Genomic DNA, 20,686 nt, shown 5'->3' on the forward strand with positions numbered 1-20,686 from the left:
CAATATGGAGTATCAATATAAGTAGTTTCATATCAACAACTTACATATACAATGCAAATATAGTCAATCATACAATATTGTATACAATTCTTAACAGAATTTTCATTATGAATTACCCATATAATAGACGGTTTATCAAATTGATACGCAAGACACTAAATCTTACACAGCAGGAAATGAGTAATAAACTGGGTATCACAGTGCAGTGTTTCCGGACCTACGAATCCGGTCGCTCCAGGGGAAGCACATTCTTTCATGAGCGAATGATGGAAGTATTTGGAATTGATCTCAGGCAGAATCCGGACTTGCACAAAATTGTATTTTCCGATCCCTTGAAAATTTCAGCGGTGGCTTACCGTCATTTAAGTACTGTAGAAAAACGCGGCAATGATTAAAACAGGAGGGGCTGTATAAAAAGTAATCCAAAGACAAGGTAAATTCTTTCACAAAGAAGGGTGACAATTACTTTTCAATACAGCCCGCTACTTATTCCTCTATCTTTTTTATACCCGTTTGGGTAAATTCTATCTTCCGCTGTTTATATAGATTCCCGATAGTCATTTTAAACGTCTTCTTACTCATCTGGAAAAACTCCTGGATCTCTTCAGGCGATGACTTATCGTTGTACGGCAAGTAACCATCATGTTCATCGAGCAGGCGAAGAATAGTAGTGGCAGTATCTTCTACTTTGTTGAACCCCGGTTTTCCCAGCACCACATCGATCTTATCACCATTGATCCTGCGGATAAAGCCTTTCAGTTTATCGCCGGTTTCCAATGTTCTGAACACTTCGTTATGATGGATAATTCCCGTATGCTTGTTGTTAATGATCACTACGTAACCAATATCTGTGCGCCGGTAAACGATCACGTCTACCAGCTCCAGTTCCTGAACAGTCAGGTCGTCGTTGCTGAGGAACTGGTCTATCTTTTCTGTAGCCGCCAAACGGCCGGTAAGGTCATCTATATAGATCCGAACAAGATATTCCTGTCCGGGCACCATTTTAGTCAGTTGCTGGGAAGCTGGAACAAACAGGTCTTTCATCAGGCCCCAATCCAGGAATGCACCCTGTTTGGTTACACTTACCGCTTTCAGCAACACTACATCCCCCGCGATCCCGAAAGGTTTCTGGGTAGTAGCGATCAGTCGGTTCTCCGAATCATGGTAAAGGAATACTTCCAGTTCATCTCCTACCTTCGTTCCTTTAGGTACAAACCTCGAGGGCAATAAAATTTCCTGGTCCACCCCTTCCAGGTATACGCCAAAATCTGCTTCTTTCTTTACCCGCAACAGGTTATACGCACCTACTTTTACCATATTCATTATTGTTTCAGGCTGCAATTTACGTCGCTAAGCCCGATTGCAGAAATCATGTTACATTTGTTGATATTGACCTGTATAATTCCAGTCGATCTAAACCAACCAGAACTATCGAATCTATGACTATTCTATCCTTCACGCTCATTCTTTTACTCGGGGCTTTCCTGGCGGGGTTGCTCGGTTCGTTGACAGGCCTTGGCGGCGGCGTTGTTATCATTCCTTTACTCACACTTATTTTTCACGCCGATATCAGGTATGCGATAGGTACTGCGCTCATTGCGTCTATAGCTACTTCATCCGGCTCCGCATCCGCATATGTAAAAGAAGGCATTACGAATATCCGTTTGGGTATGTTCCTGGAAATCGCCACTACTACAGGCGCAGTTGCAGGCGCATTAATAGCGGTGCTTATGCCCACGCATGTTGTTGCTATTATCTTTGGCTGTGTCCTGATCTTTTCTGCAATCACTTCTTTCAGGAAAAAGCAGGGATTCCGGGCAGGCGAGGGCGAGAGCAAACTGGCGGAGCGGTTGCGGCTGAACAGCAGCTACCCCACAGAAGAAGGCGTTGTCAGTTACCGGGTACACCATGTAGTTGGCGGATATTGCATGATGATGTTTGCAGGAATTATGTCGGGCCTCCTGGGCATAGGCTCCGGCGCGTTGAAAGTATTGGCTATGGATAATATCATGCGTATTCCCTTTAAAGTTTCCACTACCACCAGCAATTTCATGATAGGAGTTACAGCGGCTGCCAGCGCAGTGGTATACCTGCAGAGAGGATATATTTCTCCCGGGCTTTGCATGCCCGTGGTATTGGGAGTATTGGCCGGCGCCTTCGCAGGTTCCAGGATACTCACCCGGGCCAATGTTAAGTGGCTGCGTATTGTATTCAGCCTGGTGATCAGCTTTCTTGCCGTGCAAATGATCTACAACGGTTTAACCCATAAACTCTAGCTTATGAAACAACTGCTTTCAAAATTAAAAGACAAAGACATACAACAGCTCATAGGCAAGCAGCTTCGTTTCGGAGTTATAATTTCCAGTATCATTGTAACTATTGGCGGCGTCATTTACCTGGTACGGCATGGCCACGAAAATCCCTCCTACCGCACCTTTACAGGGGTAAGAGAAGGACTGAATCACCTGCCCGGTATCTGGCAGGGGGTATTGGAGAACAGGGGAATGAATATCATACAACTGGGCATAGTACTACTCATCGCCACGCCCATAATCCGTATAGTCTTTTCCGTTATTGCCTTCTTTATTGAAAAAGATTACCTGTATGTTTTTATAACCTTGCTGGTCCTGGGCATTATTACTTATAGCATGCTGGGCGGGCTGGCAGGGTAATCGTTATAAATATTACAAGCCATGTAATAAATCGTACTCCATATTTCTTCCTCTTCACAAGTACATTTGCATGAACTGAAAGAATATCATGGATTCAAATAAACTAAGCAGGAAAGATTTTCTGAAAACATCCGCCCTTGCTTTTGCAGGTATCACAGCATCCAACACTATATTGAAGGCAGTGCCAACATCCGATGGGCTGAATGGGATTACTGCTTCACATACATTTAAGAATGTAAGACTGGAAACAGGATTTGAATATGAAGATGGAGAAGTGGTGCATACAAAAACAGACCTGTTTATTGTTGAAGTTGAAAATGGCAGGATAAAAAACATAAGGCCGAACGACCCCAAAGCTAAAGCCACAGATGCAAAGGGGCTATTAATGCTCCCGGCGTTCAGGGATATGCACATTCATCTCGACAAAACATTTTACGGCGATAAATGGCAGGCGGTAAGAAGAAGACAGGGAGGAGTTAAAGGGATGATAGCGCTGGAGCAGCAGATACTGCCCGAGATGCTGAAAACCTCTACCTATAAAGCAGAAAAGCTGGTAGAACTCCTGCAGTCGAAAGGCACCAGTTTCGCCCGCAGCCATGTGAACATTGAACCTACCAGCAAACTCGATTCACTAACCCATCTTCAGAAAGCGCTGGAAAATAAAAAACAGTCATTCAGCGCAGAACTGGTGGCATTTCCGCAGCACGGTATTTATTACACCGATTCTGCAAAATGGATGAAAGAAGCCGCCAAAATGGATATCGATTTCATCGGGGGCCTGGACCCATATTCCATAGACGGAAGCGTGGAAAAGCCTATCGACTTCATTGTACAACTGGCGCTGGACAATAACAAAGGAATAGATATTCACCTGCATGAAACAGGCGATTCAGGACTCAAAACAGTAGAATACCTGGTTCAGAAAGTGAACGAAAACCCGGCATTGAAAGGCAAAACATTTATCAGCCACTGCTTTGTATTAGGGAAGCTGGAAAAACAGCAACAGGAAGATATTGCAGCGAAGCTGGGCGATGCGCAGGTAGGCATTATTTCTACCATTCCTTTCGGCGGGTTGATCATGCCTATTCCTACGCTTTACAAACATAACGTCAACGTTGCAACGGGCAACGACAGCATTGTTGATCACTGGAATACCTGGGGGTCGGGCAGCGTACTGGAAAAAGCAAAACTGATGGCGCAGTTATATGGCTACTCTACTGAGTTCGGGCTTTCCCGCAGCCTGAAACTTGCAACACATAACCTACTGCCGTTAGACGATAATGGCAAACAGCAATGGCCTAAACCGGGCGATAAAGCAGATATGGTGTTGATAGACGCCAGCTGCAGCGCAGAGGCAGTATCCAGGATCTCGCCCGTACGATCGCTGATCCATAACGGCAATATTGTGTACTAACCCGATCAATCGACTATCATGAACAACGAAAAACTTGTCATAAAAAATGTAAGGCTGGAAACTGGCTTCGGATATACCGGCGATGAAATCACTCATACCACTACAGACCTGTTCACTATCACCATTCTCAATGGCCGGATTGATTCCATTGAACGGGGGCAATCGCCCGCCGCGGGGGTGGATGGGAAAGGCTATCTCATGCTGCCTGCATTCAGTGATATGCATATCCATCTCGACAAAACACTGTACGGGCTTCCATGGCAGGCCGCATCCGGCAAAAGGAGAACGGTGAAGGACATGATCGCCTACGAACAGCAGATCATTCCCGAACTTCTTAAAACGTCTACAGACCGGGCAATGCAACTGATCTCGCTGCTCCAGTCGTATGGCACCCATTATGCCAGAACGCATTTCAATATTGATCCTACCTCCGGTTTCGACTCGCTGCGGCATCTTGAAAAAGCACTGGAAAATAAAAAGAGTTCCTTTGGGGCCGAGCTGGTGGCCTTCCCCCAACACGGCATTTATTACACTAAAACAAAAGACCTGTTGAAGGAAGCGGCTAAAATGGATATCGGCTTTATAGGAGGGTTGGACCCTTACTCTATCGACGGAAGCATAGAAAAACCAATGGACCTGATCGTACAACTGGCGCTGGATAACAATAAAGGTATAGATATCCATTTGCATGAAGCCGGAGAATCGGGGATCCGGACTATCGAATACCTGGTAGATAAAGTGAACGAAAACCCTGTACTGAAAGGGAAGGCCTTTGTTAGTCATAGCTTCGCGTTGGGGCATCTGAGCCCTTCCGCCACTGAAGCGATCGCAGAGAAACTGGCTGCTGCAAAAGTGGGGATCGTATCGTCTATACCTTTCAGGGGAACTATTATGCCGCTTCCAACGCTCTTTAAACATGGAGTAGAAGTTTTGGCAGGCAACGACAATGTGCAGGATCACTGGAGTACATTCGGCAGCGGAAGCATGTTGCAGAAAGCCAACCTGGTAGCGCAGTTATACGGCTATGCAACGGAGTATGATCTTTCCAGGTGTTTAAAGATCGCTACGCGGGGTATTTTGCCGTTAGATGATGAAGGAAAGCAGCAATGGCCGAAGGAGGGCGATGCAGCGAACCTGGTGTTGGTAGATGCGGGTTGTTCTGCGGAAGCGGTTTCCAGGATTTCGCCGGTGAAGTCGTTGGTGCATGAGGGAAGGGTTGCCAAAGTTTCTATATAACAGGCAAAATTTTTGAAAGAGAGGGTGCAAATAGTTATACTTTAAATGCACCCCTCATAAGCTCCTTTTCATTTCTTGAAATTCCCAGGTTGTCCGCGACCTTCTCCCACCGGCTTACACTATTAACTACATCCTGAAAGATAGTATCCATTTCCTTCCTGTCAAGCCTAAAGAATTCGCCTACACTTCTGGCCAGGTCAAAGTCAAGTGAATTATTTTCCATATCAATATTCAGGGATAGCGCATCTTTATCAATAGAGGGATTTAAATCGTAAGCCGGCGACAAAATCCAACCTTCGTCGGTTAAAATAAATCCATGATTTCTTAAATGATCATCAGTATTTGAAATGGCAATATTGAAAACAATTCTTCTCCATAGCTGGCGTAAATTTCCTTCTACATTTGTACCATAGGTTTGGATAAAATCAGCAATATCTAGATAGCTTGCGGGATTGTCGCGTATCGTATCTTCATTATTACCCGTCATTGTCATGGCAGATGCAAAATGAATACGTTGTCCTTTTTCTCTATCAAACCGCTTTGTAAAAAATGTATGATACCTCCCCGCGATCTTTTCTATTTTACTTGGCGCCATGTTAACGCCTGCTTCAATAGCCAGCTTATACGCTAAGAATTCCCAGGCCCCTTTGTCGAGCGTATCATTTTTGGAGGGAAACTTCGCTATCCATAATTCTTTTGTTTCGTCAGTTATATTGGCTTTAGGTCTTGCTCCTCCCAGGGAGGACCCTGGAGCCATTAAAATGGCCAACCATGTTTTCGCATCGTTGTTATCCTCATCTTTTTCCAAACTGTCTGCTGCATGTTGCAATTCACGAATAGACGACCAGGGAGGAGTAGCTTTCTCTCCATTGTTGTCTAAAAACATACCTCGGGGATCTGTTTTGAAACGTAAAGCTCCCATGCGGCTTTCATCATAAACACCCAGTAAATAATCAATGTCATATAATACCGGAGCCTTTTCATTTCGTTCCTTAGCCTGTTGTGCTGCTCGCCTCTTCATCAGTGTACGGCCCCAGGTGTCGGGCATGCTATCGAGGAACAAACCAAAATTTTCCTTTTTATTAGGAAACTGTGCACCCGGAAAAAATTGAATATCCGGGTCTAAAAGTTGTTGTTGTTTTGTTCTCAGCCAGGTTTTATCATATTCAAAGCTGAAAGCTTTTTTTCCCATTGCAAAATGAGCGGATAACACGCCCATAAGCGTAGCTTCAGGCATTCCCTTCCAATCAGCATATACGAATATGTCAAATTTATTTTGTGTCATCTACTTCAACAATTCTAAATCCTGTAATTTTCTTCCGAACTCATCATCAGCTGCCAGCTTTAATACATCCTCCTGTAAACCTAATACCCGGAGAACATTAAAATATGCCCCCAATGCTACACTTGGGTCACCTTTTTCAATCAGGTGAAGTGTAGAACGGGCAATATCTGCACGTTCCGCAACCTGGATAGAGGTAAGTTTGCGGCGCTTGCGGGCCAGCTTTATATTTTCCCCCATTTGCTCCAGCAGCCGATTATATTTCGGGAAAATGATCTGTTTTTTTCTATTCATCCATTTAACAAAATGTCCGTTATTTCAGACAAAAATACGCATTTTGTACGAAATAACGGACATTTTCTAATTTAGCGGACTCTATCATATTTACGGTTCGGATACCGTTTCAAACCATCCTAATCAAATATAGCTTCATGAAAAACGAAAGATCAGGTTATCTTGCTATTACAAACCGGTTTGTATGAACAAAGATCATTTCCCTGTGCTGAGCATGCAGGAATTCGGCGAATCCTGGACGCCAGATCTTAACCTGCTGTACCACGAACTTAAAGGCGCCAGGCAGATCGAAAAAGCGCATAAACATGATTTCTTCATTATAATGCTTTTTGAATCCGGCAACGGTACTCATACCATCGACTTTAAAGACTACCCTGTATCGGCTCACCAGGTGCATCTGGTGCTTCCCGGCCAGGTGCATAAATGGAATTTCGGGCGCAAAACAGTAGCTCACCAGCTTATGGTAAGCCGAACACTTTTTGAGAGCTTCTCCCCTTCCTTCCGTTTCACCTTTGCATATTACCGGAACCACCCAATCATAGATCTTACTAAAAATGCTTACCAGCAAATATTAAATGAAATAATCGCCGTAAAGAACGAATTGGGCAGTAAACAGGTATTGTGGGAGCTTATACGGGCGCGAAATGAAGTAATAGCGCTGCTGGTAAGCAAGGCGGCAGAAAAGCAGTTTAAAGAGCTGGATATCCACCACACACATCCGATCCTGAATAAATTCCTGTCGCTGATCGACCGGCACTTTAAAGAAGAACATTCCGTTTCGTTCTATGCCGGACAGTTAAACATCACGCCTAATTACCTGAACATCCTTAGCAAGAAGCATTTTAAAGTACCAGCAACCTACCTGATACAAAGCAGGGCTGTATTAGAGGCTAAGCGCCTGTTGCAGGCCTCAGACCTCTCAGTTAAAGAAATTGGTTTTGAGCTGGGGTTTTATGATCACGCTTATTTCACCAAATTCTTTAAATCGCTTACCGGCACTACGCCTACTGCATTCAGGCTGCAATCTTAGAACTGGCTGGAAAAAAGAACGCTCCATTCACGGGGCGTGAATGGAGCGCGGTATATCGAATAAAATATTATCAGGCGGGTTGCATTTCTCCCAGTTCCAGCACCTGGGTTGTCCAGGCTCTGAGTTGGTCGGTCAACGCCGTATTATTGAGCAATGACTGGCCATAAGAAGGGATCATCTTTTTCAGTTTTTCCTGCCATGCAGCTGTTTCTACCTGCTCTTTAAAGCAGCGTTTCAACAGGTTAAGCATGATGGACACCGCGGTAGAAGCGCCTGGTGAAGCGCCCAGCAGCGCGGCGAGCGAACCATCGGCTGCGCTTACCACTTCAGTACCGAATTCCAGGATACCTCCGTGCTCAGGATCTTTCTTAATTACCTGTACACGCTGGCCGGCGATCTCGAGCTGCCAGTCTTCCATTTTAGCTTCCGGGAAATATTCACGCAGGGCGTCTAACCTGTCTTCAGGTTTCTGACGTACCTGTGCAATAAGATATTTGGTAAGCGGAATATTATCCAAACCTGCAGAAACCATAGGGCGGATGTTATTCGCCTTGATAGAGAGAGGCAGATCCAGGTAAGAACCGTTTTTCAGGAACTTGGTAGAGAAGCCTGCATAGGGGCCGAAAAGCAGGGCTTTCTGACCATCGATCATCCTGGTGTCGAGGTGCGGTACAGACATCGGGGGAGCGCCTACAGATGCCTTGCCATAAACTTTTGCACGGTGTTGTTCTATCACTTCAGGGTTAGTGCAGCGAAGCCACTGACCGCTTACAGGGAAACCGCCAAAGCCTTTTCCTTCAGGAATATCTGATTTTTCAAGCAGGGGTAAAGATCCGCCGCCGGCGCCGATAAATACGAATTGAGTGGTTACCCATTCTTTATCGCGGGTTTCGCGGTTCTTCACTTTTATTCTCCAGGTGCCATCGTCCTGTTTTTTCAGGTCGCGAACGTCGTAGTTGAAGTGCATGGTAACGCCATCCATCTTCTGCAGATGGTTGAAAAGCGCACGGCTCAATGCACCAAAGTTAACGTCGGTCCCGATCTCCATGCGGGTAGCAGCTACCTTCTGGTTGGGATCGCGACCATTCATAACCAATGGCATCCAGTTTTTCAGCTGTTCTTTGTCTTCGGAGTATTGCATCTCCTTGAAGAGGTAACATTGCTTCAAAGCGGTAAAACGCTTTTTCAGGTAGTCTACATTCTCTTCTCCCCAGACAAAACTCATGTGAGGGATGGATTGAATAAAACTATGTGGATTGGAGATGATGTTGTTTTCAACTAAATAAGCCCAGAACTGGCGAGATACTTCGAACTGTTCCGCGATGTTCACTGCTTTCTTAATGTCAACTGACCCATCTGGTTTTTGTGGCGTATAATTCAGTTCACAAAATGCAGAGTGTCCTGTACCTGCATTGTTCCATGCATCTGAACTTTCGGCTGCCGCCACATCCAGTCGCTCATAAATTGCAATGGTTAAGCCGGGTTCCAGCTCTTTCAGGAGCATTCCCAGCGTTGCGCTCATGATTCCGGCGCCGATTAAGACCACATCCGGACCTGTTCCAGCCGTACTCTTGCTTATAAACATAACCCCTATTTTATTCGAGGTGCAAAGTTACAATCTAAACACATAAACAGGGAGTTTAAATTGATTGTTTTGCCACACTTTAACAAACTTATTACAATTGTTTCAGAATCGATTGAAAGTTTTGAATATTTCGACGCAATATATTTAATTTTAACTTTTAGTTAAGCCGTTGTATATTAAATAATTGTTCATTTACGAGCCTTATCTTTATCACATGATGAACAGACGTCAATTCTTCAAAGGAGTATCTGCAGCCGTTGTTATTACCGCCTGCGGCAAAATTGCCAGGGCCATTACGCCTGCAGACCTGGACATGAAAACCACGTTCCGTTTTGCTGTAGGTTCCGACTGGCACTACGGAGAGCCTAATACGCCATCTGATCAATATTTTACTGATCTTAAAAATGCCTTCACAAAATTCAATGCCGAAAATCCTTGCGAGTTCTTCGTGTTGAATGGCGATATCTTTCATAACAACCCGGATCTCCTTCTCCCGGCAGCTGAAAAGGTAAAAACTATTCATCCAGCCGTTTACGTGACCAGGGGAAACCACGACAGGGTTACTCCCGAAGCCTGGCAACAAGCCTGGGGTCATCCATTAAACCATGATGTGGTAATGGGAGACAAAGTTATCTTGTTGGGAGATACTGCCACTATCGAAGGCAAATACGTATCGCCGGATGTTGATTGGTTTTCCCGGAAACTGGAGCAATATAAAGACGCTAAACATATCTTCATTTTCGTGCATATCACCCCTGTGAAGTGGACAGCCAACGGGGTAGATGCACAGGAGTTCCAGCAACTGGTAAGGAAATACCCGAATATTAAAGGCGTTTTCAGCGGCCATGATCACGACCAGGATGGCGTAAAGCAGCTGGATGGTTGTAAAGTTCCTTTCCTGTTCGACGGCCATGTAGGAGGCAGCTGGGGTGTGAACTACCATGGCTTCCGCGTGGTGGAGTTAAAGAAAGATGGAAGCCTTTTCTCCTATATCATGAACCCTGTCCAGAAACAAGGAGAAAAGGTATTTAAATAGACAATATCAGGAATAGAAGTCGATCAGCGCCCCGAAATATTGCTCGTTCCAGCCGGCAACGATATCCTCGTACGCCTCATCCGGGATGTTTGTATGTTTCAGCTCCACGTCTGTGCCTTTAGGGTTTGCATGCAGCTTAATGGTTACGATGGAAGGGTGTTCTTCACTATCTTCTCCAAAATACCATTCCTGCACAATCTTCTTTCCTTCTTCAAACTCCAGGTTTCTGCCAACAATACTGTCTTCCCATAACGAAAATTCAGAGCCGGGTTCTGTTGACATCACCGCCACTTCCCCTGACCATAGCTGGATGGTAGCAGGATTGGTCAGCGCTGCATATACTTCTTCAGGCGGAGCGGCTAATTTGAAATGTTTTTTATAATCCTTCATAGGTCAAAACTACATATTTCTGCATTGTGAAGGAAGAATTATGACCTAGTCAAAATCCGGGTCAATATTGTTGTAAGCATCCAGCTCCTGTTTCCAGAAACCATTTTCCACACAGGGCGGATCTATCTCCCATAACACTTCCCGCAGATCGGCCAGCTGCTGTTCGCTGCAGGTAGCGTCTTCCCAGGCTTCTTCCCCGTTCTCCCGGCTTAACATTTTAATGAAATCAGCGTACGCCAGTAAACAACGGGCCATTTCCCATAACGAGGTATTCATGAATACCGGCCGGAAAGAATCGTCGTACTCCAGTAAAACCACTGCATAGTTTTGCGTAGGGTCCAGCACTATGTAACTGCCGGCATCATCGGTGCCGATCACAATAGCGTTTTCGTTCGGATGCCCTGGAAGGAAATCCTTTAACCTGCCGGCGGCAAGCCGGCTCCCGTTTTCGTCGTTCTTTCCCGAAGCAAAATACAAATACGGAGGTACAGATCTGGGTAATCCCATTTCCGTGAGAAACACAGCTGCTTCCCCGGGAAGGTCAAGCGAGGCGGCGAACTCTCCTGAAAAGCAAAATCGCTGGTCTCCGAATCGCGAGACCCAGTCTTTCCGGAAGGCTTGCTGATCATAGTACATAAGGCGGAATTTAAATAGGATTACCTGATGTTTATATGGGATTAAATTTATGTTTTTTATTGTAAACATCGTCAACGCCTATAAATCCCCAGGGCGCAGCTAATGACGTTGTCTTCGTCCCGGTCAACTGGCTATCTAAATATTGAATGGTATAGAAGACGATAATACCTACAGGCAGCTGCCGTTTGAACTGCCAGGCCAGCAACTCAACAGAATGTATATGGCATTTATAACTCCTATAATTGTTCAGTAAAAAAATGGGAGGTAAAAACAGGCACACTCCTGGAAGCTACCATAAGTTGTAACAATAAATAAAGCCCGCCATGTTGCAGGCTTTATGCTGTTATTTTATTTTATGCAACATAGTTGCATTTTATATTTATTACCATATATTTGCAACAATGTTGCATAAAATAAAAAGAGACATCCATGCAAGAACAAATAAAAATATCTCCTCCCGGCAGGCGGCAAGAGATAAAGAAATTGCCTGTAACCGTATTAAGCGGCTTCCTGGGCGCAGGCAAAACCACCCTGCTCAATCATATCCTGCATAATAAAGAAGGGCTTAAGGTTGCCGTTATTGTCAACGATATGAGTGAAGTGAATGTAGACGCGCGGTTGGTAGAAGAACAAAACAGCTTATCGCGCACCGAAGAAAAACTGGTAGAACTGAGCAATGGTTGTATATGCTGCACATTGAGGGAAGACCTGATGCTGGAAGTAGAAAGGCTGGCCAGGGAACAGCGTTTCGACTACCTGCTGATAGAAAGTACGGGGATCAGCGAACCTGTACCGGTTGCGCAAACGTTTTCTTATGCAGATGAGAACCAGGGAATAGATCTCTCGAAATTCAGTTATATAGACACAATGGTAACAGTGGTGGATTGTTTCAACTTCTTCAAAGATTTTTCTACTAACGAACGGCTGGCCGACAGGCGGTTGACAGATATGGAAGAAGATAACCGTACTATCGTAAACCTGCTCACCGACCAGGTAGAATTTGCCAACGTGATCATCCTCAATAAAACAGACCTGGTTGACGATACTACGCTGAATGTCCTGAAAGCCGCTATCCATAAGCTTAATCCCGGCGCCAGGATAATCGCCTCCTCGTTCGGGAAAGTAGATCCTGCCTGCATACTCAATACAGGACTATTCGATTTTGAAGAAGCGCAAACGTCTGCAGGCTGGCAGAAAGAACTGGAAGCTGAACAGCATACGCCCGAAACGGAAGAATATGGCATCAGTTCATTCGTATTCCGCAACAGCAAACCTTTCCATCCTCAACGATTCTGGAACTACCTGCAGAACGAATATCCCGCAGGCATTATACGGGCCAAAGGTTTATTCTGGCTGGCGTCAAGACCGAACGACGCGCTTAACTTCTCCCAGGCCGGGGGCTCATCGCGATTAGAGAAAGCCGGCGTATGGTGGTGCAGCATGTCGTATGCCGAGCGAACCAGGTACGCCGCCTATGTTTACAACAAAGAAGTGATAGAAAGCAGGTGGAGCAGCCAATGGGGCGACAGGCTGAATGAGCTTGTGTTTATAGGCCAGGATATGGATAAAACAAAGATCATTGCCGACCTGGAAAAGTGTTTACTCCGGGACGATGAAATTGCACTTTTCGAAAAACGCCTGCGTTTTCACGATCCCTTCCCTCTTGAGTTATAATGAACACCCTAGTTTTTTTTCGGTACAGAGTGACGCGCATGTAGCGCAAATAAAAAATACCTATCTCCCTGAAAAGAGATAGGTATTTTTTCCGTCTTGTAATATTTATCAATTATAACCAGGGTTCTGGGTAAGGTTCGTATTTAAAGTGATCTCTGTAGCGGGGATCGGGTAAATACGTTTACGCACATCATTGTCTGTTTTATAACCCCAGGCGGCTTCATATTTCCCGAAGCGGATCAGGTCATTCCTTCTCCAGGCTTCCCATGCCATTTCCCGGGCCCTTTCTTCCAGCAACTCGTCCAGCGTGATGTTTTTAGCTGCTTCTGTTTTTGCGCGGGTACGGAGCTTGGTCACCAATACATCCGCCGTCTGCATTTCTCCTGCTACCGCTGTTGGCGCCGCGCCGCGTAAAATAGCCTCCGCTTTCATCAGCAATACATCTGCCAGCCTGAAAATAGGAACATCGTTATTGGAATTGCGGGTACTTGGGTTAGCGCCTTTATCAGGATAGTATTTGATACTACGCACTCCTCTTGCCTTCCCTAATTCGTCGTTCCCTACATCCATTGTTTCTACTTTCTTCAACGGCATTTCAGGAGTGAATTCAAGATGCCATTTAACAGGGGCTGAAGGATCAGGGCCGCTATACGTATCGTCTAGTCCCTTATTTGTTGTGGAAATCAAAATGGGCGAACCATCGAAATTGTATTGCTTACCAGCCAGCCAGGTAGAATTGCGTGTATCGTTAGGCAGGTTAAATTTCTCGTAGAACGATTTAATGGTACTCATGGCAATACTCGGACGGAATGGCAGGCCATACTTGTTTTGTAATCCTGTATGCAGGCCAAAGCGGGAAAACTGGTTTCCTTCAATGATATTGGCATCGTAAGGAATAGCGAAAATGATTTCCGGGGTCGATGGCCCATTATCCGGCGCGAAGATAGACGCAAAATCGCTGCTCAGGCTATACTTGTTACCCGCCAGGATACTGTCGCCCATGGCTACCGACTCCGGGTACATAGACTTATTGATATAAACCTCCGCGTTCAGGTACATTTTCTGAAGGATCGCAAATGCCAGCCATTTGGTAGGACGTGAATACGTTTGCTGATTTACTTTGTCTGTCAATGATGGTATCACTTCTTTCAATTCCTTTTCAATGAATGCAAAGATCGTTGCCCTGTTGGCCTGCTTTGGCAACTCCGGCGCATTGAACTTCGTGATCAGCGGGATGTTGGCATACAGGTCCATCATGAAATAATAGTACAGGGCGCGCATAGTGCGGATCTCCGCAATGGAAGCCTGCTTTCCGGGAATATCCGCTGCATTCTGGAATAATTCATAGATGCGGTTGCAGGCGTTGATACCTCCAAAACTGGAATGAACAAAAATAGTGGACGAGAGGATTAGAAAAGTATGACCAGGAAAATATAGCATTGACTTAACATTGGCAGGGCAATGTCGTGGAATTATTCTTACATGTTTATTCTTTTTCTTCTCTCTATCCTTATCAGTTTCTTGTATGAAAATTAAGCATTCTTTTAATTGATTTACCAATTTTCAGAAAATATTCCTGGTTCTGTTATGATCCGGTTCTGATGCGGGGAGCGAATGTATTTTTTCAACAAAATACTACAACAAAAAGGTGTTAATAATATTATAGACCAAAGGTCAATAGCCTTGTCTTTAAGGTATGGGTATAGAGAGAAGAGATGAATTGATGTTACCTTGGTTCTACTTTATAGGTGCAGCGCCGTCCGTTTGTCAGTACGTGTTCCACACGGTTTACATTAGCATTCAATACTTCCCTGAAGGTATTCAGCTCTGCATTGCAGAAGCCCTGGCATGCAGCAGCGGCGGTGCAGATAGGGCAATGGTCTTCTATCAGCAAATAACTATCCCCGTCTTTTTCATAACGGGCCATATATCCTTCCTGGTCGCGTATTTCGGCCAGTTTACGAACGCGCGACTCAAGGTCTTCTTCTTCGCCAACACTCCGTATATAACGTTCTTTCGCGTCTTGTGCGCTGGCGGCGATAACAGATTTTAATCCCTCTTCACCAAACAGGGTTCTTACTTTGTTTATCAGTTTCACAGATACTTCGGCATGCGCGTCGGGGAACCGGGAATGCCCCGCTGGCGCCAGCGCCCAAACCTGTTGAGGACGCCCACGGCCTTTCACTTCAGTTGATGACACCACAAGACCTTCATTGGCCAGCTTTATCAGGTGAAAGCGCGCCCCTTCGGTAGACAGTCCCAGTTCCTTTGCCAATGCGCTCAGGGGCATAGGACCGTTTCTCTTCAGGATCAATAAGGCCTTTTCATTTTCTCCAATCATAACATCAATATTAAAAGCCAAATATACGAAAAGAATATTGGGTTAAATAAGCGTATAGGCTCTTTGCGGAGACATGCCTCATAAGTTCCAGGTCTTCCTCTTTCAACATAAACATCTGTTAATCAATAAATTACATCAAGATTAGCCCTATTAATAAATTCTATACCAGTATTGATATTTAACATATTTTACACAGTGTTTATTTGGTTTAATATTTTTGATTTACTTTTGAACCGGCAAACAAGATTTCTAACCAAATAATTAATGTTATGGCATTTCAACTTCCATCTCTCCCATATGAGCACAGCGCACTGGAACCATATATCGATACATTGACCATGGAAATACATCATGGCAAACATCACCAGGCGTATGTCGACAATCTTAATAAAGCCATTGCAGGAACGACCAACGAAAACAAGTCATTGGAAGAACTGGTAGCCAATGCAGGCGCCATCAGTGCAGCAGTCAGGAATAACGGCGGCGGACACTGGAACCATAGTTTCTTCTGGAAAAGCCTGTCGCCCGCTGGCGGCGAAGCGCCGGAAGGACTGCTGGCAGACGACATCAACGCAACATTCGGTTCGTTCGATGCATTCAAAACACAGTTCAATACAGCAGCTACCTCCCGCTTCGGTTCAGGCTGGGCATGGCTTATCCGCAAACGGGCAGACTACCTTAACGCATACTGGAAGGTAGTAGACTGGAAACAAGCTTCTCAATTATATACTGACAACAAATGATACAAGATATCAGATCCGTGACGCGTACCGGCCTGGCAGCAGCAATGCTGGCAGTGCTGGCGGGTTGCGGACAAGGAAACCAAAACGCCGGCCCATCCGCACCCCAGGAATTTCCTGTTATTACCCTCGCACCCCGGGACGCCGAAATATACTTCGATTACCCGGCAACAGTACGCGGGCAGCAGAATGTCGACATCCGCCCTAAGATCGATGGGTACATTTCGCAGATCTTCGTAGACGAGGGAGCCAAGGTGAAGAAAGGCCAATTGCTTTTCCGTATCAGCAATCCCATCTACGAACAGGAAGTGATCACGGCACAGGCTTCGGTAAAAAGAGCTGAAACAGCTGTCAATACCGCGCAGATGAAAGTAACCAAAACAGAACCCCTGGTAAAGAAGGGGATCATCAGCGAATTTGACCTGCAAACCGCACACCTGGAGCTGGAAGCCAGGCAGGCCGAATTGGCGCAGGCCAGGGCCGCGCTCAGGAATGCCAGCACCAACCTGGGTTATACTACTATCTATAGCCCTGCCGCCGGGGTGATAGGCGCCCTCCCCTACAAAGCCGGCAGCCTGGTGAGCAGCACTGCAGAACAGCCGCTCACCGTACTGTCGGATATCTCTAACGTTCACGTATACTTCTCTTTTTCTGAAAAGCAGTTCCTCGACCTCGTGGATCATACCGGCAACCGGAGCGTGGAAGAAGCATTGAAGCAATTACCACCGGTACAACTGGTACTGGCAAACGGGAATGTATACGGAGAGAAAGGCATTATCGAAACGACGGGCGGACAGATCAACTCCGGCACAGGCGCTATCAGCATGCGGGCGTTATTTTCCAATAAAGCAGGTATTATCCGCAGCGGCAGCAGCGCAACTGTCCGTATTTCCCAGCCGGTAAAAAATGCGCTCATCGTACCTGCCAAAGCAACTTACGAAGTACAGGGCAAAAAGTTCGTGGTAAAGATCGACAGTACAGGCACTGCACATTCAGTAGAGATCAATGTAAACGCCCTGCCGGCAGGCGATTCCTTTATTGTAAAAAGTGGCTTGACCACAGGCGACCGCATCGTTTCTGAAGATGTAGGCGCAATAAAGGATGGCGATAAGATCAAACCTAAAAGTATAGTAACGGCTACGGCTGCACGATAATTAAACGGGCAGCCAGACTGTACAGGCAGCCCTGCAAAAGGGCATGCCTTAGCTACTGCTTTACCCGGAAAAACTTGAATCATGTTAAAGAAATTTGTGGATAACCCGGTCCTTTCAACCGTTATCTCCATCATCATCGTCATACTGGGCATACTGGGACTATCAACTTTACCCATTTCCCAATACCCGGAAATTGCTCCTCCAACCGTGCAGGTAACAGCTTCTTACCAGGGCGCCAACGCCGATGTGGTCATGAAAAGCGTTATCATCCCGCTCGAAGAACAGATCAATGGAGTGGAGCACATGACCTATATGACTTCCAAAGCCAGCAACGACGGTACCGCCATTATTACGGTAAACTTCGAACAGGGAACCGATCCCGACCTGGCTGCGGTGAACGTACAAAACCGTGTAGCAAAGGCAACAGGCGTAATGCCTCCCGAAGTATTGAAAACAGGCATCACTACTACCAAGAGGCTGAATGCACAGATATTCGGTTTCTTCCTCTATAGTACAAGCAAGTCGTACGACGTCAGCTTCCTGGATAACTACCTGCGTATAAACATCATTCCCGAACTGAAACGCATACCCGGGGTAGCCGATTTCGAAATATGGAGCGACCAGGCCTACTCAATGCGCATCTGGCTTAAACCCGACGTAATGGCCGCCTACGGGCTGGTGCCAGACGATGTTATCAGGGCATTGTCTGAACAGAACATTGAAGCGGCGCCAGGTAAACTCGGGGAAAACAGCAAGAAGACCTTCGAATATGTACTCAAATATACGGGCAGGCTGGAAGCGCCGGAACAGTTTGAAGACATAGTGCTGAAAGCAACGAACACGGGGCAGATCCTGCGGCTGAAAGATGTGGCCAGGGTAGAACTGGGCGCGTTCAGTTACAACATGGATTTCACCGCTTACGGCCATCCGTCCTCCGGTGGATCCGTGATCCAATCGGCCGGCGCCAACGCCCATGAGATCAACAAACAGGTGGAAGCAATGCTGAATAAAGCTGCAGCCAATTTTCCTCCGGGCGTCAAATGGGCCACGTTCAATAATATCAACAGCTTCCTGGACGCCTCTATTGCCAAGCTGGTGCAAACGCTGGTAGAAGCTTTCATCCTGGTATTTATCATCGTATTCATCTTCCTGCAAGACTTCCGGTCTACTCTCATCCCGGCCATAGCCGTTCCTGTTTCTATCATTGGTACCTTCTTCTTCCTGAAGATATTTGGTTTTACACTGAACCTGTTAACGCTCTTTGCACTGGTGCTGGCTATAGGTATCGTGGTAGATGATGCCATTGTAGTAGTGGAAGCGGTGCATGCAAAGATCGACCAGGGTGCAAGATCGGCCAGGAAAGCGACTTTGCACGCCATGCACGAGATCAGCGCCGCCATCATCTCCATTACCCTCATCATGGCTGCTGTATTTGTGCCTGTTACATTTATACAGGGTTCGGCAGGCGTATTTTATAAACAATTCGGGCTTACGTTGGCTGTGGCAATTATTATCTCGGCGGTCAATGCGCTGACATTGAGCCCCGCGCTTTGCGCCCTGTTCCTCAAACCCCACCAGGAAGATACTTCGCATAAAAGGAATACCCTGCAACGTTTCTTCACGGCATTTAACACTGCCTTCAATGCAATAACAGGAAGGTATATACGCTCTGTAAAATTCCTGGTAAAACACAAATGGATCAGTATTGCCGGGATCGCAGCCTTTGCAGGGATGCTGGTATTTTTCCTGAAAACAACGCCAACCGGCTTTGTTCCCAATGAAGATTCAGGCGCTATTTACGGCGATATCATCTTGCCGCCTGCATCTACCCTTGAACAAACAACAAAGATCACCGATGAGGTAGATAGTATCATACGCACTATTCCGGAAGTAGAGGTCAGTTCCCGCCTGGTAGGAATGAACCTGATCAGCGGAACCGGGGGCTCCTATGGTTGCTTATTCATTGCACTGAAACCATGGGAAGAGAGAAAGAAAAAAGGACAGGATATCAACAGCCTGGTAGAAAAACTCTTTGCGCAAACGCGGCATATCAAAGGCGCGAACATCATCTTCTTTGCCGCTCCTACGCTCCAGGGATTTGGCAACAGCTCCGGTTTCGAGATCCAGCTGCTCGACAAGGCAGGCGGCAGTTACGAGCAGTTCGGCGCATCGGTTAACAAGTTTATGGATGGCCTGAGAAAACGCCCGGAGATCATGTATGCCGCTACTCCATATAACACCAACCTGCCCCAGTACAGGGTAAAAGTAAATGTGCCGCTGGCTAAAGAAGCAGGAGTAGATGTTAATAACCTGCTGAAGACCTTGCAGGGTTACCTGGGAGGCATATACGCATCCGACTTCAACCGGTTTGGCAAACAGTACAAAGTGCTGATCCAGTCTGCCCCCGGCTACCGCGCAGAAGAAGCGGATCTTGAAAAAATATATGTCCGCAACGACAAAGGCCAGATGGCGCCTGTTTCTTCTTTCGTGACGCTGGAAAGAACCAGCGGCCCTGAATTCATCAACCGCTTTAACCTGTATACTTCCGCAGCCGTCAGCGGTGCGCCGAATGCGGGCTACAGCTCGGGGGACGCCATCCGCGCCATCAGGGAAGTAGCGCAACAAACCCTGCCCAGGAACGTCGACTTCGACTACAGCGCTTTAACAAGAGAAGAGATCAACAGCGGCAACCAAACGCTGGTCATCTTTGGGCTTTGCCTCATCTTCGTTTACTTCCTGCTAAGCGCCCAGTATAAAAGCTATATACTTCCGCTGGCCGTATTGTTATCGTTACCTATAGGACTGGCAGGAGCTTTCCTCTTTGCGCGCATAGCGGGGCTAGACAATAACATCTTCCTGCAGATCAGCCTCATTATGCTGATTGGGCTGCTGGCGAAAAATGCGATCCTGATAGTTGAGTTCTCAGTGCAACGCAGGAACAGCGGCTTAAGCCTGGTACGTTCGGCGGTATCAGCAAGGGTAAGCGCTTATAATAACGGTTTGATTGATGCTTTCTGTTTGCCGCATTGATTATAGCACTGGGTATTACATCTAATATTTGAGATAATACCGGCTGTCCGGAAAAACTTTTATTTTCGCCCATGGTAATTTTAAGTGTGGTAACTCAAACTTACCAAATTGGGCGGTTCTTCGGAACTGCCTTTTTTCATCCTAAAACATTATTTTAGTCGGACAATAGTGT

Annotated in this window: 19 protein-coding genes; 11 read left to right on the plus strand and 8 right to left on the minus strand. The window is 46.1% G+C overall.

The annotated features are described in order from the left end of the window. Positions 1-176: 176 nt before the first annotated feature. The gene (locus BLV62_RS16300; RefSeq protein WP_089763029.1) at positions 177-395 is read left to right on the plus strand and encodes a hypothetical protein; all 219 of its coding nucleotides are present in this window, start codon (positions 177-179) and stop codon (positions 393-395) included. A 91-nt stretch (positions 396-486) separates the two neighbouring features. On the opposite strand, the gene BLV62_RS16305 is transcribed toward BLV62_RS16300, so the two are convergent. Then, the gene (locus tag BLV62_RS16305; RefSeq protein WP_089763054.1) at positions 487-1,317 is read right to left on the minus strand and encodes a CvfB family protein; all 831 of its coding nucleotides are present in this window, start codon (positions 1,315-1,317) and stop codon (positions 487-489) included. A 122-nt stretch (positions 1,318-1,439) separates the two neighbouring features. On the opposite strand from BLV62_RS16305, the gene BLV62_RS16310 reads away from it, so the two are divergent. The 4 genes from BLV62_RS16310 (at position 1,440) to BLV62_RS16325 (ending at position 5,322) form a co-directional block, all read left to right on the plus strand. Next, on the plus strand, positions 1,440-2,276 hold the full coding sequence (locus BLV62_RS16310; protein ID WP_089763030.1) for a sulfite exporter TauE/SafE family protein: 837 nt from the start codon (positions 1,440-1,442) through the stop codon (positions 2,274-2,276). Between the two features lie 3 nt (positions 2,277-2,279). Further along, complete coding sequence (locus BLV62_RS16315) at positions 2,280-2,672, plus strand: DUF1634 domain-containing protein (protein ID WP_089763031.1); 393 nt, start codon at positions 2,280-2,282, stop codon at positions 2,670-2,672. Positions 2,673-2,760: 88 nt separating this feature from the next. Then, the gene (locus BLV62_RS16320; protein WP_089763032.1) at positions 2,761-4,086 is read left to right on the plus strand and encodes an amidohydrolase; all 1,326 of its coding nucleotides are present in this window, start codon (positions 2,761-2,763) and stop codon (positions 4,084-4,086) included. Between the two features lie 18 nt (positions 4,087-4,104). After that, entirely contained in the window at positions 4,105-5,322 is a 1,218-nt protein-coding gene (locus BLV62_RS16325; RefSeq protein WP_089763033.1) for an amidohydrolase, read from the plus strand. 34 nt (positions 5,323-5,356) lie between these two features. Here the strand turns inward: BLV62_RS16325 and BLV62_RS16330 are convergent, their stop codons facing one another. Beyond that, positions 5,357-6,607 (minus strand): type II toxin-antitoxin system HipA family toxin, encoded by a 1,251-nt coding sequence (locus tag BLV62_RS16330; protein WP_089763034.1) that lies wholly within the window; start codon positions 6,605-6,607, stop codon positions 5,357-5,359. After that, a complete protein-coding gene (locus BLV62_RS16335; protein WP_089763035.1) occupies positions 6,608-6,898 on the minus strand; it encodes a helix-turn-helix domain-containing protein in 291 nt (96 codons plus the stop codon). It abuts the gene before it with no gap. A 184-nt stretch (positions 6,899-7,082) separates the two neighbouring features. Between BLV62_RS16335 and BLV62_RS16340 the strand changes: the two genes are divergently transcribed. Then, positions 7,083-7,928, plus strand: a complete 846-nt coding sequence (locus BLV62_RS16340; protein ID WP_089763036.1) for a helix-turn-helix domain-containing protein — start codon at positions 7,083-7,085, stop codon at positions 7,926-7,928. A gap of 70 nt (positions 7,929-7,998) precedes the next feature. On the opposite strand, the gene BLV62_RS16345 is transcribed toward BLV62_RS16340, so the two are convergent. Beyond that, positions 7,999-9,513: a malate:quinone oxidoreductase gene (locus BLV62_RS16345; protein WP_089763037.1), complete on the minus strand. Its 1,515-nt coding sequence runs from the start codon at positions 9,511-9,513 to the stop codon at positions 7,999-8,001. A gap of 214 nt (positions 9,514-9,727) precedes the next feature. Between BLV62_RS16345 and BLV62_RS16350 the strand changes: the two genes are divergently transcribed. After that, entirely contained in the window at positions 9,728-10,549 is an 822-nt protein-coding gene (locus BLV62_RS16350) for a metallophosphoesterase family protein (protein ID WP_211117810.1), read from the plus strand. Positions 10,550-10,555: 6 nt separating this feature from the next. Here BLV62_RS16350 and BLV62_RS16355 read toward each other — a convergent pair whose 3' ends face one another. Continuing rightward, on the minus strand, positions 10,556-10,939 hold the full coding sequence (locus BLV62_RS16355) for an SRPBCC domain-containing protein (RefSeq protein ID WP_089763038.1): 384 nt from the start codon (positions 10,937-10,939) through the stop codon (positions 10,556-10,558). Positions 10,940-10,984: 45 nt separating this feature from the next. Next, the gene (locus BLV62_RS16360; protein ID WP_168927876.1) at positions 10,985-11,575 is read right to left on the minus strand and encodes an SUKH-4 family immunity protein; all 591 of its coding nucleotides are present in this window, start codon (positions 11,573-11,575) and stop codon (positions 10,985-10,987) included. 429 nt (positions 11,576-12,004) lie between these two features. Between BLV62_RS16360 and BLV62_RS16365 the strand changes: the two genes are divergently transcribed. Beyond that, on the plus strand, positions 12,005-13,249 hold the full coding sequence (locus BLV62_RS16365) for a GTP-binding protein (protein WP_089763040.1): 1,245 nt from the start codon (positions 12,005-12,007) through the stop codon (positions 13,247-13,249). 108 nt (positions 13,250-13,357) lie between these two features. Here BLV62_RS16365 and BLV62_RS16370 read toward each other — a convergent pair whose 3' ends face one another. After that, positions 13,358-14,689, minus strand: a complete 1,332-nt coding sequence (locus tag BLV62_RS16370) for a RagB/SusD family nutrient uptake outer membrane protein (protein WP_089763041.1) — start codon at positions 14,687-14,689, stop codon at positions 13,358-13,360. A gap of 286 nt (positions 14,690-14,975) precedes the next feature. After that, positions 14,976-15,590 carry a helix-turn-helix transcriptional regulator gene (locus BLV62_RS16375; RefSeq protein ID WP_089763042.1) on the minus strand — a complete coding sequence of 205 codons (615 nt, stop codon included), beginning with the start codon at positions 15,588-15,590 and terminating at the stop codon, positions 14,976-14,978. A gap of 269 nt (positions 15,591-15,859) precedes the next feature. On the opposite strand from BLV62_RS16375, the gene BLV62_RS16380 reads away from it, so the two are divergent. From BLV62_RS16380 to BLV62_RS16390, 3 genes are all read left to right on the plus strand, one after another. Beyond that, on the plus strand, positions 15,860-16,333 hold the full coding sequence (locus tag BLV62_RS16380) for a superoxide dismutase (protein ID WP_089763043.1): 474 nt from the start codon (positions 15,860-15,862) through the stop codon (positions 16,331-16,333). Further along, positions 16,330-17,484, plus strand: a complete 1,155-nt coding sequence (locus BLV62_RS16385; protein WP_089763044.1) for an efflux RND transporter periplasmic adaptor subunit — start codon at positions 16,330-16,332, stop codon at positions 17,482-17,484. The genes BLV62_RS16380 and BLV62_RS16385 overlap by 4 nt, the downstream gene beginning before the upstream one ends. Positions 17,485-17,565: 81 nt before the next feature. Then, positions 17,566-20,514, plus strand: coding sequence for an efflux RND transporter permease subunit (locus BLV62_RS16390; protein ID WP_211118330.1), 2,949 nt, complete (start codon positions 17,566-17,568; stop codon positions 20,512-20,514). Positions 20,515-20,686: the final 172 nt, after the last annotated feature.

Source organism: Chitinophaga terrae (ex Kim and Jung 2007) (genome assembly GCF_900107795.1).
GTDB classification, from domain to species: domain Bacteria; phylum Bacteroidota; class Bacteroidia; order Chitinophagales; family Chitinophagaceae; genus Chitinophaga; species Chitinophaga terrae.

Bases quoted from the DNA above. Each gene is read 5' to 3' on its own strand.
- BLV62_RS16315 (WP_089763031.1), top strand. From the start codon at position 2,280: ATGAAACAACTGCTTTCAAAATTAAAAGACAAAGACATACAACAGCTC.
- BLV62_RS16310 (WP_089763030.1), top strand. From the start codon at position 1,440: ATGACTATTCTATCCTTCACGCTCATTCTTTTACTCGGGGCTTTCCTG.
- BLV62_RS16305 (WP_089763054.1), bottom strand. From the start codon at position 1,317: ATGGTAAAAGTAGGTGCGTATAACCTGTTGCGGGTAAAGAAAGAAGCA.
- BLV62_RS16335 (WP_089763035.1), bottom strand. From the start codon at position 6,898: ATGAATAGAAAAAAACAGATCATTTTCCCGAAATATAATCGGCTGCTG.
- BLV62_RS16320 (WP_089763032.1), top strand. From the start codon at position 2,761: ATGGATTCAAATAAACTAAGCAGGAAAGATTTTCTGAAAACATCCGCC.
- BLV62_RS16330 (WP_089763034.1), bottom strand. From the start codon at position 6,607: ATGACACAAAATAAATTTGACATATTCGTATATGCTGATTGGAAGGGA.
- BLV62_RS16365 (WP_089763040.1), top strand. From the start codon at position 12,005: ATGCAAGAACAAATAAAAATATCTCCTCCCGGCAGGCGGCAAGAGATA.
- BLV62_RS16350 (WP_211117810.1), top strand. From the start codon at position 9,728: ATGATGAACAGACGTCAATTCTTCAAAGGAGTATCTGCAGCCGTTGTT.
- BLV62_RS16375 (WP_089763042.1), bottom strand. From the start codon at position 15,590: ATGATTGGAGAAAATGAAAAGGCCTTATTGATCCTGAAGAGAAACGGT.
- BLV62_RS16340 (WP_089763036.1), top strand. From the start codon at position 7,083: ATGAACAAAGATCATTTCCCTGTGCTGAGCATGCAGGAATTCGGCGAA.
- BLV62_RS16360 (WP_168927876.1), bottom strand. From the start codon at position 11,575: ATGTACTATGATCAGCAAGCCTTCCGGAAAGACTGGGTCTCGCGATTC.
- BLV62_RS16390 (WP_211118330.1), top strand. From the start codon at position 17,566: ATGTTAAAGAAATTTGTGGATAACCCGGTCCTTTCAACCGTTATCTCC.
- BLV62_RS16355 (WP_089763038.1), bottom strand. From the start codon at position 10,939: ATGAAGGATTATAAAAAACATTTCAAATTAGCCGCTCCGCCTGAAGAA.
- BLV62_RS16345 (WP_089763037.1), bottom strand. From the start codon at position 9,513: ATGTTTATAAGCAAGAGTACGGCTGGAACAGGTCCGGATGTGGTCTTA.
- BLV62_RS16325 (WP_089763033.1), top strand. From the start codon at position 4,105: ATGAACAACGAAAAACTTGTCATAAAAAATGTAAGGCTGGAAACTGGC.
- BLV62_RS16300 (WP_089763029.1), top strand. From the start codon at position 177: ATGAGTAATAAACTGGGTATCACAGTGCAGTGTTTCCGGACCTACGAA.
- BLV62_RS16380 (WP_089763043.1), top strand. From the start codon at position 15,860: ATGGCATTTCAACTTCCATCTCTCCCATATGAGCACAGCGCACTGGAA.
- BLV62_RS16370 (WP_089763041.1), bottom strand. From the start codon at position 14,689: ATGCTATATTTTCCTGGTCATACTTTTCTAATCCTCTCGTCCACTATT.
- BLV62_RS16385 (WP_089763044.1), top strand. From the start codon at position 16,330: ATGATACAAGATATCAGATCCGTGACGCGTACCGGCCTGGCAGCAGCA.